The organism is Mycobacteroides salmoniphilum (genome assembly GCF_004924335.1).
Taxonomy (GTDB): domain Bacteria; phylum Actinomycetota; class Actinomycetes; order Mycobacteriales; family Mycobacteriaceae; genus Mycobacterium; species Mycobacterium salmoniphilum.
Genome location: NZ_CP024633.1, coordinates 2,583,651 through 2,599,245, shown reverse-complemented (window position 1 = coordinate 2,599,245; position 15,595 = coordinate 2,583,651). Strand labels below are relative to the sequence as shown.

General features: G+C 63.3%; 19 protein-coding genes. 13 read left to right on the top strand and 6 right to left on the bottom strand.

Annotated features, from left to right (window positions below; all coding sequences use genetic code 11):
• The first annotated feature begins 129 nt into the window (after positions 1-129).
• Positions 130-1,143, top strand: a complete 1,014-nt coding sequence (locus tag DSM43276_RS12845; protein WP_078331055.1) for an AurF N-oxygenase family protein — start codon at positions 130-132, stop codon at positions 1,141-1,143.
• On the opposite strand, the gene DSM43276_RS12840 is transcribed toward DSM43276_RS12845, so the two are convergent.
• Both DSM43276_RS12840 and DSM43276_RS12835 read right to left on the bottom strand, forming a co-directional pair.
• Positions 1,126-1,845, bottom strand: a complete 720-nt coding sequence (locus tag DSM43276_RS12840) for a TetR/AcrR family transcriptional regulator (protein WP_078331056.1) — start codon at positions 1,843-1,845, stop codon at positions 1,126-1,128. The two genes, DSM43276_RS12845 and DSM43276_RS12840, sit on opposite strands and share 18 nt — an antisense overlap.
• Before the next feature lie 9 nt (positions 1,846-1,854).
• On the bottom strand, positions 1,855-2,643 hold the full coding sequence (locus tag DSM43276_RS12835; protein WP_078331057.1) for a methyltransferase domain-containing protein: 789 nt from the start codon (positions 2,641-2,643) through the stop codon (positions 1,855-1,857).
• Between the two features lie 37 nt (positions 2,644-2,680).
• Here DSM43276_RS12835 and DSM43276_RS12830 point away from each other — a divergent pair, with 37 nt between their 5' ends.
• The 5 genes from DSM43276_RS12830 to aroQ all read left to right on the top strand — a co-directional run bounded on the left by DSM43276_RS12830 (position 2,681) and on the right by aroQ (position 6,597).
• Entirely contained in the window at positions 2,681-3,121 is a 441-nt protein-coding gene (locus DSM43276_RS12830; protein ID WP_078331058.1) for a prepilin peptidase, read from the top strand.
• Between the two features lie 66 nt (positions 3,122-3,187).
• Positions 3,188-4,426, top strand: a complete 1,239-nt coding sequence (gene aroC / locus DSM43276_RS12825) for a chorismate synthase (protein WP_078331092.1) — start codon at positions 3,188-3,190, stop codon at positions 4,424-4,426.
• Positions 4,423-5,049: a shikimate kinase gene (locus DSM43276_RS12820; RefSeq protein ID WP_078327397.1), complete on the top strand. Its 627-nt coding sequence runs from the start codon at positions 4,423-4,425 to the stop codon at positions 5,047-5,049. The genes aroC and DSM43276_RS12820 overlap by 4 nt, the downstream gene beginning before the upstream one ends.
• A gap of 7 nt (positions 5,050-5,056) precedes the next feature.
• Positions 5,057-6,166, top strand: coding sequence for a 3-dehydroquinate synthase (gene aroB / locus DSM43276_RS12815; protein WP_078331059.1), 1,110 nt, complete (start codon positions 5,057-5,059; stop codon positions 6,164-6,166).
• Entirely contained in the window at positions 6,163-6,597 is a 435-nt protein-coding gene (gene aroQ, locus DSM43276_RS12810) for a type II 3-dehydroquinate dehydratase (RefSeq protein WP_078331060.1), read from the top strand. Before aroB ends, aroQ begins: the two co-directional genes overlap by 4 nt.
• Here the strand turns inward: aroQ and DSM43276_RS12805 are convergent.
• Entirely contained in the window at positions 6,570-7,070 is a 501-nt protein-coding gene (locus DSM43276_RS12805; protein ID WP_109556265.1) for a B-4DMT family transporter, read from the bottom strand. The genes aroQ and DSM43276_RS12805 overlap by 28 nt on opposite strands.
• Positions 7,071-7,126: 56 nt before the next feature.
• Between DSM43276_RS12805 and DSM43276_RS12800 the strand changes: the two genes are divergently transcribed.
• The 3 genes from DSM43276_RS12800 to nusB are packed head-to-tail and all read left to right on the top strand — an operon-like array spanning position 7,127 to position 9,290.
• Positions 7,127-8,227: a M24 family metallopeptidase gene (locus DSM43276_RS12800; RefSeq protein WP_078331061.1), complete on the top strand. Its 1,101-nt coding sequence runs from the start codon at positions 7,127-7,129 to the stop codon at positions 8,225-8,227.
• A 36-nt stretch (positions 8,228-8,263) separates the two neighbouring features.
• Complete coding sequence (efp, locus tag DSM43276_RS12795) at positions 8,264-8,827, top strand: elongation factor P (protein WP_078331062.1); 564 nt, start codon at positions 8,264-8,266, stop codon at positions 8,825-8,827.
• Positions 8,820-9,290, top strand: a complete 471-nt coding sequence (nusB, locus tag DSM43276_RS12790) for a transcription antitermination factor NusB (protein ID WP_078331063.1) — start codon at positions 8,820-8,822, stop codon at positions 9,288-9,290. Before efp ends, nusB begins: the two co-directional genes overlap by 8 nt.
• A gap of 13 nt (positions 9,291-9,303) precedes the next feature.
• Here the strand turns inward: nusB and DSM43276_RS12785 are convergent, their stop codons facing one another.
• The 3 genes from DSM43276_RS12785 to DSM43276_RS12775 all read right to left on the bottom strand — a co-directional run bounded on the left by DSM43276_RS12785 (position 9,304) and on the right by DSM43276_RS12775 (position 11,955).
• A complete protein-coding gene (locus tag DSM43276_RS12785) occupies positions 9,304-10,464 on the bottom strand; it encodes a PDR/VanB family oxidoreductase (RefSeq protein ID WP_078331064.1) in 1,161 nt (386 codons plus the stop codon).
• Positions 10,461-11,339: a metal-dependent hydrolase gene (locus DSM43276_RS12780; RefSeq protein ID WP_078331065.1), complete on the bottom strand. Its 879-nt coding sequence runs from the start codon at positions 11,337-11,339 to the stop codon at positions 10,461-10,463. The genes DSM43276_RS12785 and DSM43276_RS12780 overlap by 4 nt, the downstream gene beginning before the upstream one ends.
• 187 nt (positions 11,340-11,526) lie before the next feature.
• Complete coding sequence (locus DSM43276_RS12775; RefSeq protein WP_078331066.1) at positions 11,527-11,955, bottom strand: nitroreductase family deazaflavin-dependent oxidoreductase; 429 nt, start codon at positions 11,953-11,955, stop codon at positions 11,527-11,529.
• Positions 11,956-12,096: 141 nt separating this feature from the next.
• Here DSM43276_RS12775 and DSM43276_RS12770 point away from each other — a divergent pair, with 141 nt between their 5' ends.
• The 4 genes from DSM43276_RS12770 to DSM43276_RS12755 all read left to right on the top strand — a co-directional run bounded on the left by DSM43276_RS12770 (position 12,097) and on the right by DSM43276_RS12755 (position 15,506).
• Complete coding sequence (locus DSM43276_RS12770; RefSeq protein ID WP_109556262.1) at positions 12,097-13,023, top strand: DUF4259 domain-containing protein; 927 nt, start codon at positions 12,097-12,099, stop codon at positions 13,021-13,023.
• A complete protein-coding gene (locus DSM43276_RS12765; protein WP_078331068.1) occupies positions 13,016-13,564 on the top strand; it encodes a hypothetical protein in 549 nt (182 codons plus the stop codon). Before DSM43276_RS12770 ends, DSM43276_RS12765 begins: the two co-directional genes overlap by 8 nt.
• A 128-nt stretch (positions 13,565-13,692) precedes the next feature.
• Positions 13,693-14,424 (top strand): SDR family NAD(P)-dependent oxidoreductase, encoded by a 732-nt coding sequence (locus DSM43276_RS12760; protein ID WP_078331069.1) that lies wholly within the window; start codon positions 13,693-13,695, stop codon positions 14,422-14,424.
• Between the two features lie 236 nt (positions 14,425-14,660).
• Positions 14,661-15,506, top strand: coding sequence for an AfsR/SARP family transcriptional regulator (locus tag DSM43276_RS12755; protein WP_169053057.1), 846 nt, complete (start codon positions 14,661-14,663; stop codon positions 15,504-15,506).
• The last annotated feature ends 89 nt before the right edge of the window (positions 15,507-15,595 follow it).

The following is a 15,595-nucleotide window of genomic DNA, read 5'->3' as shown; positions in this document are numbered from 1 at the left end:
TCGCAAGATTCGGACCCGCAGATGACGTTAGGACCTGCGGGAATCAAATTCATGGGACTTTTGGTCCCATCAGGTATTGCATGGGATGCTACGTCCCAGTAAATTGGTAGGTAATTCGAGGAGGAAGCAATGCCGCTTTACACCGTCCCCGGGCCGAGCGATTTCGACGCGGAGTACCTGCAGACCCTGCATACGCTGTCCGAAGGCTCGGTGCGTCTGCACTTCGATCCCTTCCTGGACATCGACTGGGATGCGCCCGACTACCAAATCGATCGCAACGATCCCCGCTGGGTGCTACACCCGGAGCTGGACACCCTCGGCGCCACGCAGTGGTACCGGGATCTGCCGCTCGACCGCCAAATCGAGATCGGCCGTTGGCGACTGGCCAATAGCGTCAAGGTGGGGCTTGCCTTCGAGAGCATCCTGATCCGCGGCATGATGCAGTACCTCATGAAGCTGCCGAACGGCTCGCCGGAGTTCCGCTACTGCCTCCACGAGATGACCGAGGAGTGCAACCACATCCAGATGTTCCAGGAGCTCGTCAACCGCATCGGTGAGGACGTCCCGGGCATGCGCAAGTGGTTCCGCAGGCTGTCGCCGATCATCGGCGTGGCGGGCGGCTGGGCCCATGTGGTGCTGTTCATCGGCATCCTCGGCGGCGAGGAGCCCATCGACCATTACCAGAAGTCGTTGATCCGCAAGGACGTCGACCTGCCGCCGGCCGTCCGGCGCACCATGGAAATCCATGTGGCCGAAGAGGCGCGGCACATCTCCTTCGCGGGTGAATTCCTGCGCGTGCACATGCCGCTGATGAGCGCTCGCAAACGCGTTCTCTGCACTCTCTTGTTCCCGGTCGTCATGAAGTTACTGGCGAACGAGATCATGATTCCACCGCGGTCCTTCGCCGCCGAGTTCGGCATTCCGCGTGAGGTTTTCAAACAGGCCTTCTGGCGTAGCGAGCACGCCCGTCACACCCTTTCCGAGTATTTCGGGGATATGCGCAAGCTCACCGAGGACATCGGGATGCGGCCGTGGTGGGTGCGCCCGCTGTGGAAGCTGATGCACATCGACGGCCGCCCGTCGCGCTACCGCAGCGAGCCCGACCGTTCACACACGGGCACGCCGCTAGCGGTTGGCGCCTGACAGTTCGGCGATCGCGGCCATCAGCTCGGTCTGCGGATCCAAGGACACGCCCATCGAACGGCCGGCCCCGTCCAACACGTACCAGACGTAGTTCGCGAGGTCGTCGACGATCTCGGTGCGATTGCGCACGGGGTCGGTGTCCCGTAACCATCGGGAGAGGGTTCCTTCGACCATCGTCACGACCGCATAAGTGACCGATTCGAAGGGGCTGTAGTCGATTCCGAGTAGTTCGGTGATCGGGATCAAGACCCCGCGGACACGCTGCTCCATGCGCACCTTGACCGTGCTGACCGCATCGACGGCAGGATCCTCGTCGGTGGTACCGGAGCCCATGAACTCATAGCGATGCGGGTAGTCGGTCATCCAATCCAGTACCGCCCGAATGGTTCTGGTGGCAATGTCATTGATGGAGCCCTTGGTGACGTCGAGCTGCGACGAGATTGTCGTGTCGAAGTCCTCCATCAGATACGAGCGAATCCGACGATCGAGGTCCTCGCGTCCCTCGAACTGCCGGTACACCACTGACTTGGCCAGCTCTGCCCGCTTGGCGATCGACTGCACGGGAATCTCGGTGCCGGGCGGCGTCTCATCGAGCAGCGCGACGGCAGATTCCACGATGCGGGTCTGACGGGCGGAGTTATGCCGCTCCCAACGTGCCTCATGCCCGGTCAGCGAGCGTTCCTTGGCATTGGTATCCGGCACCGCCCGATTCTATCGACCCACTTCCGGCTTGGACGCCACACAGAAGATTCGGCGGAATCCGAACGGTGTCACATCGCCGAAACGTGGATAGACCTGGCGCAGCAGTGCGGAGTATTCCGCCTCGAACTCGGCGAATTCGTCGGCCGAGAGCGCCGACACGACAGGCCGCAACCCGGTGCCATGCACCCATCGCAGCACCGCATCCTCGCCCGCGAGCAGGTGCACGTACGTCGTTTCCCAGGCATCGGGCACCAGGCCGGCGGAAAGCGCCAGGCGCGCATAACCTTCAGCCCCGTCGGTGCTCTCGGTTCCGCGCAGCACGCCGCCCAATCGCGATGCCCAGCGGGGCGATTCGGCCACCTGGCGCATCAGCGCATGCGAGGGCGCGCCGAAGTTTCCCGGAACCTGAAATGCCAGCCAGCCGCCCGGATTGAGCTGCTGTGCCCACCCGGCAATGAGCTCGCGGTGCTGCGGAAGCCATTGCAAGGCCGCATTGGTGAACAGCACGTCTACTCCGTCTGCCCGGAAGTCCGCGATATCGCCTTGTTCCAGACGCAGATTGGCGGGCAGGTCGGCGGGTGCGGTGGCCAGGAGCTCGGCGGAGGAATCCAGCCCCAGCACCGAAGCGTTGGGCCAGCGGCGGGCCAAGTCGACGGTCAAGATTCCACTGGCGCAACCTAAGTCAACGACGCTACGCGGAGCCGGCGCCGGTATTCGAGAAAGAAGCTCGTAGAACGGGCGACTGCGTTCGTCGCCGAATCGGCTGTATTCCTGCGGGCTCCACAATGTCCTCGTCACTACTCCAAATCTAGCCTCGCGGCGCTACATTCCCCACATGATTTACGGGGTGGGGGCGGCGGTGCTGTGCTGGATGGCGGCGCTGTCGTATTTCGACATCAGGTACCGCAGGCTGCCGAACTGGCTCACGCTGGCCGCGGCCGCGGTGGTTGTCGCGGTGGCGGTATTCGACCGCAGTCCGCCGATGGTGGTGGGTGCGGCGGCGCTGACCGGCGTGTATCTGGTGGCGCACCTGCTGTCGCCGCGTGCGATGGGGGCCGGGGACGTGAAGCTCGCCTTCGGAACCGGCGGTCTGGCGGGGGCATGTGGATTGGACGCGTGGTTTGTGGCGGCGATCGGTGCGCCGCTGTTCACCGGCCTGATCGGCGTGCTGCTCCTCGCCGGCGGACGTCGGGGAGTGTCGGTTCCACACGGACCGTCGATGTGTCTGGCGACCGCGTTGGCCGTCGGGCTGTTCACCCTGGCACCCGGCATCTGACAAAGAATCACCCACTGTCCCGATCGATTTGGAAGACCGATGTGCCCGCATGGGACAATGGCTCACGTGTTGCGCTGGATCACGGCAGGTGAATCGCATGGACGCGCGTTGATCGCGGTCCTGGAAGGCATGGTCGCTGGTGTCGAACTGACATCGGAGGACATTGGCAGGCAGCTGGCGCGTCGCCGCCTGGGCTACGGCCGAGGCGCGCGCATGGCCTTTGAGGCCGATCAGGTCACCATGGTCGGCGGCGTGCGACACGGTCTGACCTTGGGCGGACCGGTGGCCATCGAGATCGGCAACACCGAATGGCCCAAGTGGGAGACTGTGATGTCTCCGGACCCCGTGGACCCCGCCGAACTGGAGAACATCGCGCGCAACGCGCCACTGACACGACCGCGTCCCGGACACGCGGACTACGCCGGCATGCTCAAGTACGGATTCGACGATGCCCGCCCGGTGCTCGAGCGGGCCAGTGCGCGCGAGACCGCGGCCCGGGTGGCGGTGGGCACCATTGCCAAGGCCTTCCTCAAGCAGGCCCTGGGCGTGGATGTCATCTCGCATGTCATCTCCATCGGCGACTCCGAGCCGTACGACGGGCCGGTTCCGGGCGCCGCGGATCTCGCCGCCATCGACGCCAGCCCGGTACGGGCGTTCGACGCACAGGCCGAGGCTTCGATGATCGGCGAGATCGAGGCCGCCAAGAAGGACGGCGACACCCTCGGTGGGGTGGTGGAAGTCGTGGTCGCGGGTCTGCCTGTCGGGCTTGGCTCGTTCATCAGTGGGCATGACCGCCTGGACAGCCAGCTGGCCGCGGCCATCATGGGGATCCAGGCCATCAAGGGTGTTGAGATCGGCGACGGTTTCACCACCGCCCGCCGACGCGGCAGCGCCGCGCACGACGAGATCTACCCGGGCCCCGAAGGCATCCTGCGCTCCACCAATCGTGCCGGAGGCCTCGAAGGTGGCATGACGAACGGCCAGCCGCTGCGGGTGCGGGCGGCCATGAAGCCCATCTCCACCGTCCCGCGGGCGTTGGCCACCGTCGACATGTCCACCGGCGACGAAGCCGTCGCGATTCACCAGCGTTCCGACGTGTGCGCAGTGCCGGCCGCTGGGGTGGTCGCCGAGGCGATGGTCGCGCTGGTGGTGGCACGTGCCGCGCTGGAGAAATTCGGTGGCGACTCGCTGTCCGAGACGAAGACCAATGTCGGCGCGTACCTGGCTGCGGTGGCGCGGCGTGAACCACGCCGGGAATCTTCCGATGAGCAGCTTGCGCGAAGAGCGGCTAACACAGCGGGATGAGCCCCAAAGCCGTCCTTGTCGGGCTGCCCGGATCGGGTAAGTCCACCATTGGCCGTCGGCTGGCAAAAGCGTTGGACGTCAATATCTATGACACCGACAACGGCATCGAGACAGCGGCCGGTCGCACCATCGCCGATATCTTCGCCGCCGACGGCGAACCGGAATTCCGGCGTATCGAGGAATCGGTGATTCGGCAGGCGCTCGATCAGCAAGATGGAGTGGTTTCGCTCGGCGGCGGCGCCGTGCTCACTCCAGGAGTCCGGGAAGCGCTCGCCGGACACACCGTGGTGTATCTCGAAATCAGTGCCGCGGAGGGCATTCGGCGCACCGGAGGGAGCGTGGTGCGTCCGCTGCTCGCCGGACCGGATCGCGCCGAGAAGTATCACGCCCTGATGTCACAGCGAGTGCCGCTGTACCGCGAGGTCGCCACCATCAAGGTCAACACCGACCGGCGAAACCCCGGCGCCGTCGTGCGGATGATCGTCTCCCGGTTGGATAATCCAGACGCACCCGTCTCATCACGGCGGCGACGTCCCCGTCGACGTCCCCGCTCGCGACGCCGTACCTCGGGCGTCACCGCCCCCGCCCGTACCGACCCTTCCGGAACCGAAACCAAGGAGTGAGCCGACAATGACTAGCGCCGAGCCGACGACGATCACCGTCGAGGTGAATCCGCCCTACCCGGTAATCGTGGGGACGGGTCTGCTGGGTGAGTTGGTGGGCGCGCTCAAGGGCTCCGACAAGGTGGCGATCCTGCATCAGCCCACCCTCGCCGTCACTGCCGAGGAAATTCGGAAGACGCTGGTCGACACCGGAATTGATGCGCATCGGGTTGAGATTCCCGATGCTGAGGCCGGTAAGGACCTGGCCGTGCTCGGCTTCATCTGGGAGGTGCTGGGCCGGATCGGCATTGGACGCAAAGACGCTGTCGTCAGCCTTGGGGGAGGAGCCGCCACCGATACCGCGGGCTTCGCCGCGGCCACCTGGCTGCGCGGGGTGAAGGTGGTGCACGTACCCACCACACTGCTCGCCATGGTCGATGCCGCGGTGGGTGGAAAGACGGGTATCAACACCGAGGCGGGCAAGAACCTTGTCGGCGCTTTCCACCAGCCGGGGGCAGTGCTGGTGGACCTGGCGACCCTCGACTCGTTGCCGCGTAACGAGATCGTGGCCGGGATGGCCGAAGTGGTGAAGGCAGGCTTCATCGCGGACCCGGTGATCCTCGACCTCATCGAGGCCGACCCACAGGCCGCGATCGACCCCTCCAAGCCCGTGCTGCGCGAGCTCATCGAACGCTCCATCGCGGTCAAGGCGAAGGTGGTCGCGGCCGACGAGAAGGAGGCCGAGCTGCGCGAGATCCTCAACTACGGCCATACCCTCGGGCACGCCATCGAGCGGCGCGAGCGGTACCGGTGGCGCCACGGCGCCGCGGTGTCGGTCGGTTTGGTATTCGCCGCGGAACTGGGGCGGTTGGCCGGACGTCTAGATGACGAGACCGCCGATCGCCATGCGCGGGTGCTCTCGGCCCTCGGGCTGCCCACACGTTACGACGCCGACGCGCTGGGACAACTCGTCGAATCCATGCAGGGCGATAAGAAGACCCGCTCGGGCATACTGCGGTTCGTGGTGCTGGACGGGTTGGCGAAGCCGGGACGGCTGGAAGGTCCCGATCCGTCACTGCTGGCCGCCGCCTACTCGGTGGTGGCCAGTCCGAGCTCCGGAGAGGCAGTGATGTTGTGACGATCCAGATTCTCAACGGCCCCAACCTGGGCCGTCTCGGTAAACGAGAGGCCGCCGTCTACGGCAGCGTCACCTACGAGCAGCTGGTGTCGCTCATCGAGTCCGAAGCAGGCTCATTGGGCGTGGACGTTCAGGTGCGGCAGACCGACAGCGAGGCGGAACTACTCGGTTGGGTTCACAATGCCGCCGACGCCAAGGATCCGGTGATCCTCAACGCCGGTGCGTTTACCCACACCTCGGTGGCACTGCGGGACGCATGCGCCGAGCTGACAGCCGGACTGATCGAGGTGCATATTTCGAATGTGCATGCCCGCGAAGAGTTCCGGCACAAGTCCTACCTCAGTGCGCTGGCCACTGGGGTGATCGTCGGGCTCGGCGTCCAGGGATATCTGCTGGCCCTGCGCTACTTCGTGACGTCCGCTTCTTCCTGAACCGCCTGGAACACATCGGTATCGGACTGCTGTAGCGCCGCGTGCTCTTTTTCCTTGCGATCCACGAGCAGTCGGCCCACAAAGACGCCGACCATGGCGGGTGCGAAGACCAGCAGCGACACGAACGCGGCGGTGGTAGTGAGTTCGGCCAGGATGCTCGCCGCGTAGATCCCGTCGTTGAACAGACTGATCAGCCACACCACGAGGCCACTGACGACTCCGGCGAAGATGCCGCCCAGCAGCCACCACATGGCCAGGTCGTCTCGGCGATCCGGATCGGGGTTGCGCCGGGCGTCACCGCGGCCGTCGGTGATCGCCCAGGCCATCACCGACGCGACGAATACCAGCACCAGCACAATGTTGATCACGGTGCTGTGGGTCTCCCACACACTGATCGCCAGTCCCTGCACCACACGGATCAGCACCATGAGGACGGCGAAGACGGCGCCACGGGTGAGCCATTGGGTCGTCATAGAACGTGTTCCACCGTCGGGCATGGGCCCAGCGTATCGCGGTAGCGTCGACACTTATGACGACCGTCCTCAGCCATACCGACCGCAGGGAACGGCTCCGGGAGGGGCTGCGTACAGACGGACTCGATGCTCTTCTGGTCACTGATCTGGTCAACATTCGCTATCTGACGGGTTTCACCGGCTCGGCGGCGGCGCTATGGGTGGCCGCAGGAGACGGGCCGGATGAGAAGGCGACCGTGCTGTGCACCGACGGCCGGTACCGCACCCAGGCCGCCGCACAGGTTCCGGATCTGCGTGCCCTGATCGAGCGCGGGTACGGCGCGGCCCTGGTCGCGCAGGCCGAGACGGGGCGCGCGGGCTTTGAAAGCCATGTGGTGACCGTCGACGGATACGACAAGCTGACGACGGCGGCCGGGGATATCGAGCTGGTCCGGGCGCCGAATCGGGTGGAGAAATTACGGGAGGTGAAGGACGAGTCCGAGGTGCTTCTCCTCGAAAGAGCTTGTGCCGCAGCTGACACCGCATTGTCCGCGTTGATCGAGACCGGCGGAATCCGGCCCGGGCGCACCGAGCGTGACGTGGCGCGTGATCTGGAGAACCTCATGTGTGAACACGGGGCGGACGGCACGTCTTTCGAGACGATCGTCGCCGCCGGGCCACACTCGGCGATACCGCATCACCGGCCCACCGACGCGGTGCTGGCAGCTGGCGACTTCGTGAAGATCGACTTCGGAGCGCTGGTTGCCGGGTATCACTCCGACATGACCAGGACCCTGGTGCTGGGTTCGGTGTCACCCTGGCAGCGGGAGATCTACGAACTGGTGCTGGCCGCGCAGGCGGCGGGGCGCGCGGCGCTGGCGCCCGGGGCATCGCTGAAAGGCGTGGACGCCGCGGCCCGCGATGTCATCGCCGCCGCGGGATACGGACAGAACTTCGGCCACGGCCTCGGGCACGGGGTGGGGTTGCAGATCCACGAAGCACCGGGTATCGGTGCCGGCGCCACCGGTACACTGCTTGCTGGCTCGGCGGTGACAGTCGAGCCAGGGGTCTACCTGCCCGACCGGGGCGGAGTCCGGATCGAGGACACGCTCGTGGTGCGGCCCGACGGGCCGGAGCTGTTGACCCGGTTCCCCAAGGAACTCACCGTCATTAATTGAGTAGTACTGAACAGTTACGCAAGGAGACAGACGACTGTGGCTTCAACCGCCGATTTCAAGAACGGCCTGGTGCTCAACATCGATGGTCAGCTGTGGCAGATCACCGAGTTCCAGCATGTGAAGCCCGGTAAGGGACCGGCGTTCGTGCGCACCAAGCTCAAGAACGTGCTGTCGGGCAAGGTCGTCGACAAGACCTTCAACGCGGGCGTCAAGGTCGAGACCGCGACCGTCGACCGCCGCGACAACACCTATCTGTACCGCGACGGCGATTCGTTCGTGTTCATGGACAGCCAGGATTTCGAGCAGCACCACCTTTCCCCGGAGCTGGTCGGCGGCGCCTCGCGCTTCCTGCTGGAGGGCATGACCGTGCAGGTCGCCTTCAACGAGGGCGCCCCGCTGTACATCGAGCTGCCGGTGACCGTCGAGCTCGTGGTCACCCACACCGAGCCGGGCCTGCAGGGCGATCGATCGAGTGCGGGCACCAAGCCGGCCACGATGGAAACCGGCGCCGAGATCCAGGTTCCGCTGTTCATCAACACCGGTGACCGCCTCAAGGTCGATTCGCGTGACGCCAGCTACCTCGGCCGTGTGAATGGCTGAATCCGGCTCGACCGGCCGGCCCGCTGCCAAGGGAGGCCGTCGCAAGGCGCGCAAGCGGGCAGTGGACCTGCTGTTCGAGGCCGAGGCGCGGGATATGACGGCCGCCGCGGTGGCCGACGAGCGTCGCGCCTTGGCGGAGTCCAAGTCGGACGTGGAACCGCTGAACCCCTACACGGTCACTGTTGCCCACGGTGTCACCGAGCACGCCGTCCACATCGACGAGCTGATCGCCTCGCACTTGCAGGGTTGGACGTTGGCCCGGTTGCCCGCGGTGGATCGCGCGATCATGCGGGTCGCCGTGTGGGAGCTGCTGCACGCCGAGGACGTACCCGAGGTGGTCGCGGTCGACGAGGCGGTCGAGCTGGCCAAGCAGCTCTCCACCGATGAGTCTCCGGCGTTTGTGAATGGCGTGCTGGGTCAGCTGATGCTGGTGACCCCGCACATCCGGGGGAGTGCGCAGTAGTTCGCCATGACCCTCAGAGGTCGATGGTGAGCTCTCCGTTGCCCGAGCGGTCGGCGCAGCGGGATACACAAGTCAGCATGGCTCCTGCGCCCCGTTCGGAGGCGGTGAGCAACGTATCGCGGTGGTCGACGGCGCCTGAAACGACCTTCACCTCGCAGGTTCCGCAGAAGCCTTGTTTACAGGAGTACGCCGCGTTCGGATCGCGCCGCAGAATGGCCGCCAGCGCACTCTCGTTGGGGGAGACCGCGATCCGTTCGCCGCTGCGGGCCAGCACGACGGTGAATGCCGCCCCATCCACTACCGGCGGGGCCGAGAACCTTTCATAGTGCAGTTCCACGTCGTCGCGGTCGATCAACGCGGAGCGCAGAAGTTCGAGCATTGGTACGGGGCCACAGCAGTAGACGGCGGTAGCGCCCGGAATATCGCCGAGTAGATCGGCAGCAGTGGGCAGTCCGTGTTCGTCGTCAGTGCGCACGGTGATCTTGTCCCCGAAGATCCCGAGTTCGTCCAGGAACGGGATCGAGTCACGGCTGCGCCCGGTGTAGACCATCGACCAATCCAGCCCGAGTCGCTCGGCGGTCATCAGCATCGGCAGTATCGGGGTGATGCCGATTCCTCCGGCCACGAACCTAAGACGACGCGCAGGCGACCCGTGGCCGGGCACGGCCATAGGCAGTCCGTTTCTCGGCCCTTTGATCCGTATCAGGGATCCGGTATGCAGCGTGTCGTGCACCTCGATCGAGCCTCCACCGCCGTCGGGCACCCGGCGCACGGCGATTCGGTAGCTGTCGCGGGTGGCGGGGTCACCGCAGAGCGAGTACTCCCGCATGCGGCCGGACTCCAACAGCAAGTCCAGATGTGCGCCCGCCGTCCACGGCTCCAGCTGTCCGCCGTCCGCGGCGGACAGGGTCAGTGCGACGACGTTCTCGTCGTGGGCGACGACCTCTCGCCGGATGACTTTCAGCGTGCGTATCCGGTTGACCTCACGGGTTTCTTCGGTCCTGGCCAGCCGCGCGAACAGACTGAGCCATGCCTTGGCCGCGGTGCCACCGACTACCAGCAGGGGATCGCGCGAGTATCTTCCGCGCAGATCCGGGGGAGTCTTCGCGATTTCAGTGTCCGCAGGAAGGAAGTACGACCCGCCGGGGCGTGTCGCCGTGGTGCCTGTGGTCATAGTGCGGTGCTTCTCGCGCCGGGTGAGGCCGCCAGGTAGGCGACCGCCTGAGCGGTGGAGCCAACCTCCTCGGGATGGAAGTTGGGCCGGAAATAGCTGAGTGTTGAGGTGACCAAGAAGCCGAGCTTGGGTAACAACCCACGTCGTGCGGCCCTGAAGTACTCGATCCAGACCCGGGGATAGGAGTAGTTGATGGACGGATCCTCGCGAAGGATCAACAGCGCACCGCGATGGACCAACACGGATAGTCCGATGATCGACAAGATCATGGCCCGACATCGCTGGAAGTAGCTGGCATGGAAGTAGTTCGCCACATCGTGAGCCACGCTGCGATGTTCCATTTCCTCCGCGCCGTGCCACCGCAGGATGTCGGTCATCGTCGGGTCGGCACCGTGTTCGGTCCAGGTGGCATTCAGGGCGAAATCGCCGAGCACCGCCGTGTAATGCTCGATGGCGGCGATCAACCACAGGCGCTGGATCAGATCGTTGTAGCGCACCCGCATCGACCGTGTTTGCCTGGGCGCCAGCACCTTACGGAACAAGTACTCGGCATGGCGCAGGTACGGCGCGGTGTTGATGCCGCGCGCCTCAAGGAAGTCGCCGACTGCCTTGTCATGGACCTCGGCGTGCATGGCCTCCTGGCCAATGAAGCCCCGCATGTCATGTGCGAGCTTCTCGTCCTTGACGTACGGCAACGCTTCGGCAAATGCCTCGCAGAACCATCGCTCCCCTTCGGGGACCATGATGTGCAGGACGCTGAGCGTGTTGGACGCGGCAGGCTCGTTCGGAATCCAGTGCAGCGGGGTGTCGCTCAAATCGAACGAGACGTTTCGGGCACGAATCGTGATGTCTTGTGGCTCATGAATCGATGTCATGAAAACCGCCTTTCAACACTGAAAAAGCGACCTCGAGTGACATTCTTCACCCGAATTGAACAGACGGTAACATGAGGAACGGGTCATATCGCTCGTCGTTCTTGCCACATCCGTCAGCGGGTGTGCCCCGCATCACAGTTCACGGCGCTGCTTGGCTCGCCGGTGCCTGGTTCTCGATGCCGGCGGGCTAGTTGAGCCGAATCTCGAACACCGGAATCACCCGGTCGGTCAATGTCTCGTACTCGGCGAATCCGGGAGCGCGCTGCTTCACGATCTCAAATACCTGATCGCGTTCGGTGCGGGGGAGTTCGATGGCCGTGGCGCTGGACTTCGGATTGGCGCCAATCTCCACCTCGACACTGGGGTTGGCGCGCAGGTTCGCCACCCAGGCGGGATTGGTCGGCCGGCCCGCCGACGAGCCCACGATGTAGGCCTTGCCGTCGATATCGAAGTACGCCAACGGATTTACGCGTTCGACGCCCGATTTGGCTCCGGTGCTGGTCAGGAGCAGGAGCGGAAACCCCTCGAACTGGCCGCCGACCTGGCCGCCGTTGGCGCGGAACTCGGCGATGTTGGCCTCGTTGAATGACTGCTCGGTGCCCGATGGTTCGGTCATCGCGGTCTCAATTCTCTCGGTGACGGGTCGAGCCTAACGCCTGTCGTGGATGGCGAGTTGAGCAACTAAAAGGTTGGCCGATAAGGGCTGGTATCCCGGCTTGGAATGCATGATGTTCGGTGTTCTGCCACGATTAGCTGTATGGGTACGTGGGGTGAAGGGCCGTTTGACAACGACGATGCCGCAGATTTTCTGAGCAGCCTGATGGAGAGCGACGATATCGAGCTGGAACTGGCTCGACACCTACGACTGGCGATCGGCGAGTATGTCGAGGCGCCAGCGGGTGCATCCGCTGTCGCCGCCGCTGCTGTGGTTGCTCTTTTATGTTCAGACACGGTGGATCCGTTGGTGGTGCCCTGGTTGGAGCAGGTTGCCAACGTCAGTATCAAGCAAACCCAGGCCCATGCACTCGGACTACTGGCGAGTGCGGCGATCACGCGAGTGACCGGCACCGGCAGTGAACTGGCGGACCTCTGGGAGGACGGCGATGCGAGCCAGTGGCGTGCCATCGTCGGTGCCGTCGATGCCTCTCTGCGCGGAATCGGCACGCCGGACTATCACGATTGGGCGCCCTATCCGGGGCTGGTCGAGGCAGCTGCCATCGCGCTTCGCGATCCCGATGTAGCCCTTGATGAATTGACTGCCGTCGTCAACCTGTCGGATGTTCGGGTCTTCACGCTGGATCGTGAACCCACCGAAGATTCCCGAGGGCTCTGGCAGGAGGTGGCACTTGTCGACGGTCATCGTCTCCTGATGTGGCATGGCGAGGACAAGTCCGGACGGTTCGACTCCGTGGAATTCACCTCGACCGTTCGCACGGTCCCGTTGTCCGCCATCACGGGGCAAGAGCTGCGGACCACCTACCAGGACATTGACGGCGTGCGCTCGTTGTTGGCCGTCGAACTCTGGCTATCCACGGCGATACCGGACAAGACGCGTGCCGTCTCAATTTCGGAGACGGAATGGGTGGTCGACGATTTTTACTTCGCCAAGTCGATCGTCGACGGTGGGCTCGCACAGATGGAACGGCTCCTGCAATTCGGACGGGCGGTGGCTCAGCATGTTTGATCCCGGTGCAGATTGGGCGACCCTGCCGCGGCTGGAGAGCGCCGTTGAGGCGTTCACCCCGAACGCAGACTTGGTGATCGGCCAGCTGCGTGGTGTCGTCGACTTCGAGCGGGTGTCTGCGTTCGTGCTGAGCCGAGGTACCGAGACGCACGACTGGGGCGAGATGCATTGGTGCGAAGTCGCATTAGTCGAAGGTGGCCGCATGATCCTGTGGTTCGGTAAGGACGGCCACTGTGCGGGGCATGAGGGGCGCGCTCCACACCCGACACTGTCGGTGACGATGCGCACCTTCCCGCTCTCGGAAATCAGCGATCAGTCGCTGGTTACCGAATATGACGTGGAGGCGGATGGATCACGGGTCCTCACCGCGGTCCACGTGACGGTCTACACGTCTACGACGTACCGGAGTGTGAAGACATCGTTAGAAGAGCATCGCCACAGCGTCGAGGACTTCCGTTTCTCAAAGTATTCGAACCAAGGTGTGGCACAGATGAACAGGCTCATCGAGTTTGCGAGGGCATTGTCCCGCCAGACCCGCTGACCACATGTCAATGGCACTCACCCACCTCTGTCGGCGGATGGACGTGCTTGAGCGGTTCTTGAGGTATCGAAGGGACATTGGACGCGACGAACTGCGGAGGAAATAGGGAAGCGCAAGGACGGGGTGTTATGCGGGGTCGGATTGTTCTCATCACCGGCTCCTCGAGAGGGATCGGGTTGGCGACGGCGCGCCTTGCCAAGGAGGCTGGCGCCGAGGTAGTTCTGCACGGACGTACCGTTTCTGCCGCGCTTGGCCAGCAGGCAGCCGAAATGGACGCACTGCATGTCGTCGCCGACGTCGGCGATCACGACGATGTCCGCGGGGCGGTTCAGGAAGTTGTTCGAACCCATGGCCGCATCGACTCGCTGATCAACTGTGCCGGGGTTGCGGCGCCACGCGCGTTCGTCGAGCTGACGAGGCAAGACTGGGATCGGCACCTGACTGCGAATCTGATTGGCGTGTTTAACTTTTGCCAAACCGTGGCGCCGCATATGCCCCGCGATGGCAGTGGAAGGATCGTCAACGTCTCCTCGATGCGGGGCAACTTGTCGATGGCCACCGCACGGGGCATGGCCTACTCGGCTTCGAAGGCCGCGCTGAATAGCTTCACCGTGGCGCTCGCTAAGGAGCTGGCGCCGGAAATCTTGGTCAATGGCCTGGCGCCGGGACTCATCGAAACCGACTTGATCGCAGGCTTGAGTCCGTTGAGTCGCGCGGAGGCCGAATCGTCGTTGCTTGGCCGAATAGGCACCCCATTGGAAATTGCGGAGATGCTGATATTTCTAGCCGGCGAAAAAGTCAGCTATATGACTGGCCAGATCATTACGGCGGACGGCGGGTCGGAACTTGGCAACAGGTAGGGCGAGAATATGTCATATGTAACAAAGTCTGTCACATATTATCGCCGAGATCATGTGATGTTAATCGTACAGTAACTCTCGTACTAAGCGAATGTGTATGTGACCAGTTAAACTGGGACGACACTGAGAGACTATCAATAAATGTAGGCCAGCAGCACATTGGCGTGCCCCTGAATGGTACCACGCGGAGGTAATGCAGAATGGTTGTACGCGCAGAGGCTAATATCCTCGGTCCATTGTCACTGACCACTTCTTTGTCATCTGGTGAGCGGGATGCAACACCATCGGCGAAGAAACAACGTCAAGTTCTTGCCATGCTGCTGGCACGGACCGGGCGTTTTGTCCCGGCTGCTGTTCTCATCGACGAGTTATGGGACGACGAGCCACCTAAGAGTGCAACAACGGTGGTGCAGACATACATCCTCAGCATCCGTAAGACAATTGCCAAAGAGTTTGATATGAGTGTGGCTCAAGTTGCGTCTTCGATGTTGCAGACAAAGAACATGGGCTACCTGTTCAGTCCACACGATATCAATCTTGACCTGCGTAGATATCAAAGTCTTATCGAATCGGCTCGATGCGCTAAAGAGTCCGGAAACGATCATCAGGCTGTTCTTTTATTTGTCAATGCCGAGAAAACATGGACGGGACCTGCATTTGTCGATATCGAAGTCGGGCGTCTCCTCGCATCCGAGAAGGATCAGGTCGAATGTATATTTCTGGCCAATCTAGAATTGCGTATCGAGGCGCAATTACGTCTCGAAAGATACCGGGAAGCTGCGATCGATCTGGCACTGTGGGTGTCCCGCTTTCCGTATCACGAGCGACTATATGCATATTATATGTATGCGCTATGCCTCGCGGGGTGGCGGGACAAGGCGCTCGGGGTGTTCCAGCTGGCGAGAAAAACGCTCGCGGCAGGGCTCGGATTGGAGCCCTGTGTGAAATTGCAGAGATTGCATGGCGATATTCTGGCCTCGTCCGACGATACTGTGGCTGAAAGAATGAGAACCGAGCATGGCAGGTTCCTTACGGGCCTAATTCCGCACACCGTCACCGGGCTGACATCGCAGGTTTCCTGATAAGGAATTAGCACGGCCAAATCCACCAGCAATGCTGGTGGATTTTTCTTGCCATTTTTATGCCGAGCCTGGCCGTTTGATCGCGAATT

Excerpts from the sequence above, each read along its gene's own strand:
- DSM43276_RS12830 (WP_078331058.1), top strand. The coding sequence starts at position 2,681 with ATGATTTACGGGGTGGGGGCGGCGGTGCTGTGCTGGATGGCGGCGCTG.
- DSM43276_RS12775 (WP_078331066.1), bottom strand. The coding sequence starts at position 11,955 with ATGACCGAACCATCGGGCACCGAGCAGTCATTCAACGAGGCCAACATC.
- DSM43276_RS12845 (WP_078331055.1), top strand. The coding sequence starts at position 130 with ATGCCGCTTTACACCGTCCCCGGGCCGAGCGATTTCGACGCGGAGTAC.
- DSM43276_RS12780 (WP_078331065.1), bottom strand. The coding sequence starts at position 11,339 with ATGACATCGATTCATGAGCCACAAGACATCACGATTCGTGCCCGAAAC.
- DSM43276_RS12770 (WP_109556262.1), top strand. The coding sequence starts at position 12,097 with ATGGGTACGTGGGGTGAAGGGCCGTTTGACAACGACGATGCCGCAGAT.
- DSM43276_RS12800 (WP_078331061.1), top strand. The coding sequence starts at position 7,127 with ATGACGACCGTCCTCAGCCATACCGACCGCAGGGAACGGCTCCGGGAG.
- DSM43276_RS12820 (WP_078327397.1), top strand. The coding sequence starts at position 4,423 with ATGAGCCCCAAAGCCGTCCTTGTCGGGCTGCCCGGATCGGGTAAGTCC.
- DSM43276_RS12805 (WP_109556265.1), bottom strand. The coding sequence starts at position 7,070 with ATGACGACCCAATGGCTCACCCGTGGCGCCGTCTTCGCCGTCCTCATG.
- DSM43276_RS12785 (WP_078331064.1), bottom strand. The coding sequence starts at position 10,464 with ATGACCACAGGCACCACGGCGACACGCCCCGGCGGGTCGTACTTCCTT.
- nusB (WP_078331063.1), top strand. The coding sequence starts at position 8,820 with ATGGCTGAATCCGGCTCGACCGGCCGGCCCGCTGCCAAGGGAGGCCGT.
- DSM43276_RS12760 (WP_078331069.1), top strand. The coding sequence starts at position 13,693 with ATGCGGGGTCGGATTGTTCTCATCACCGGCTCCTCGAGAGGGATCGGG.
- aroB (WP_078331059.1), top strand. The coding sequence starts at position 5,057 with ATGACTAGCGCCGAGCCGACGACGATCACCGTCGAGGTGAATCCGCCC.
- DSM43276_RS12765 (WP_078331068.1), top strand. The coding sequence starts at position 13,016 with ATGTTTGATCCCGGTGCAGATTGGGCGACCCTGCCGCGGCTGGAGAGC.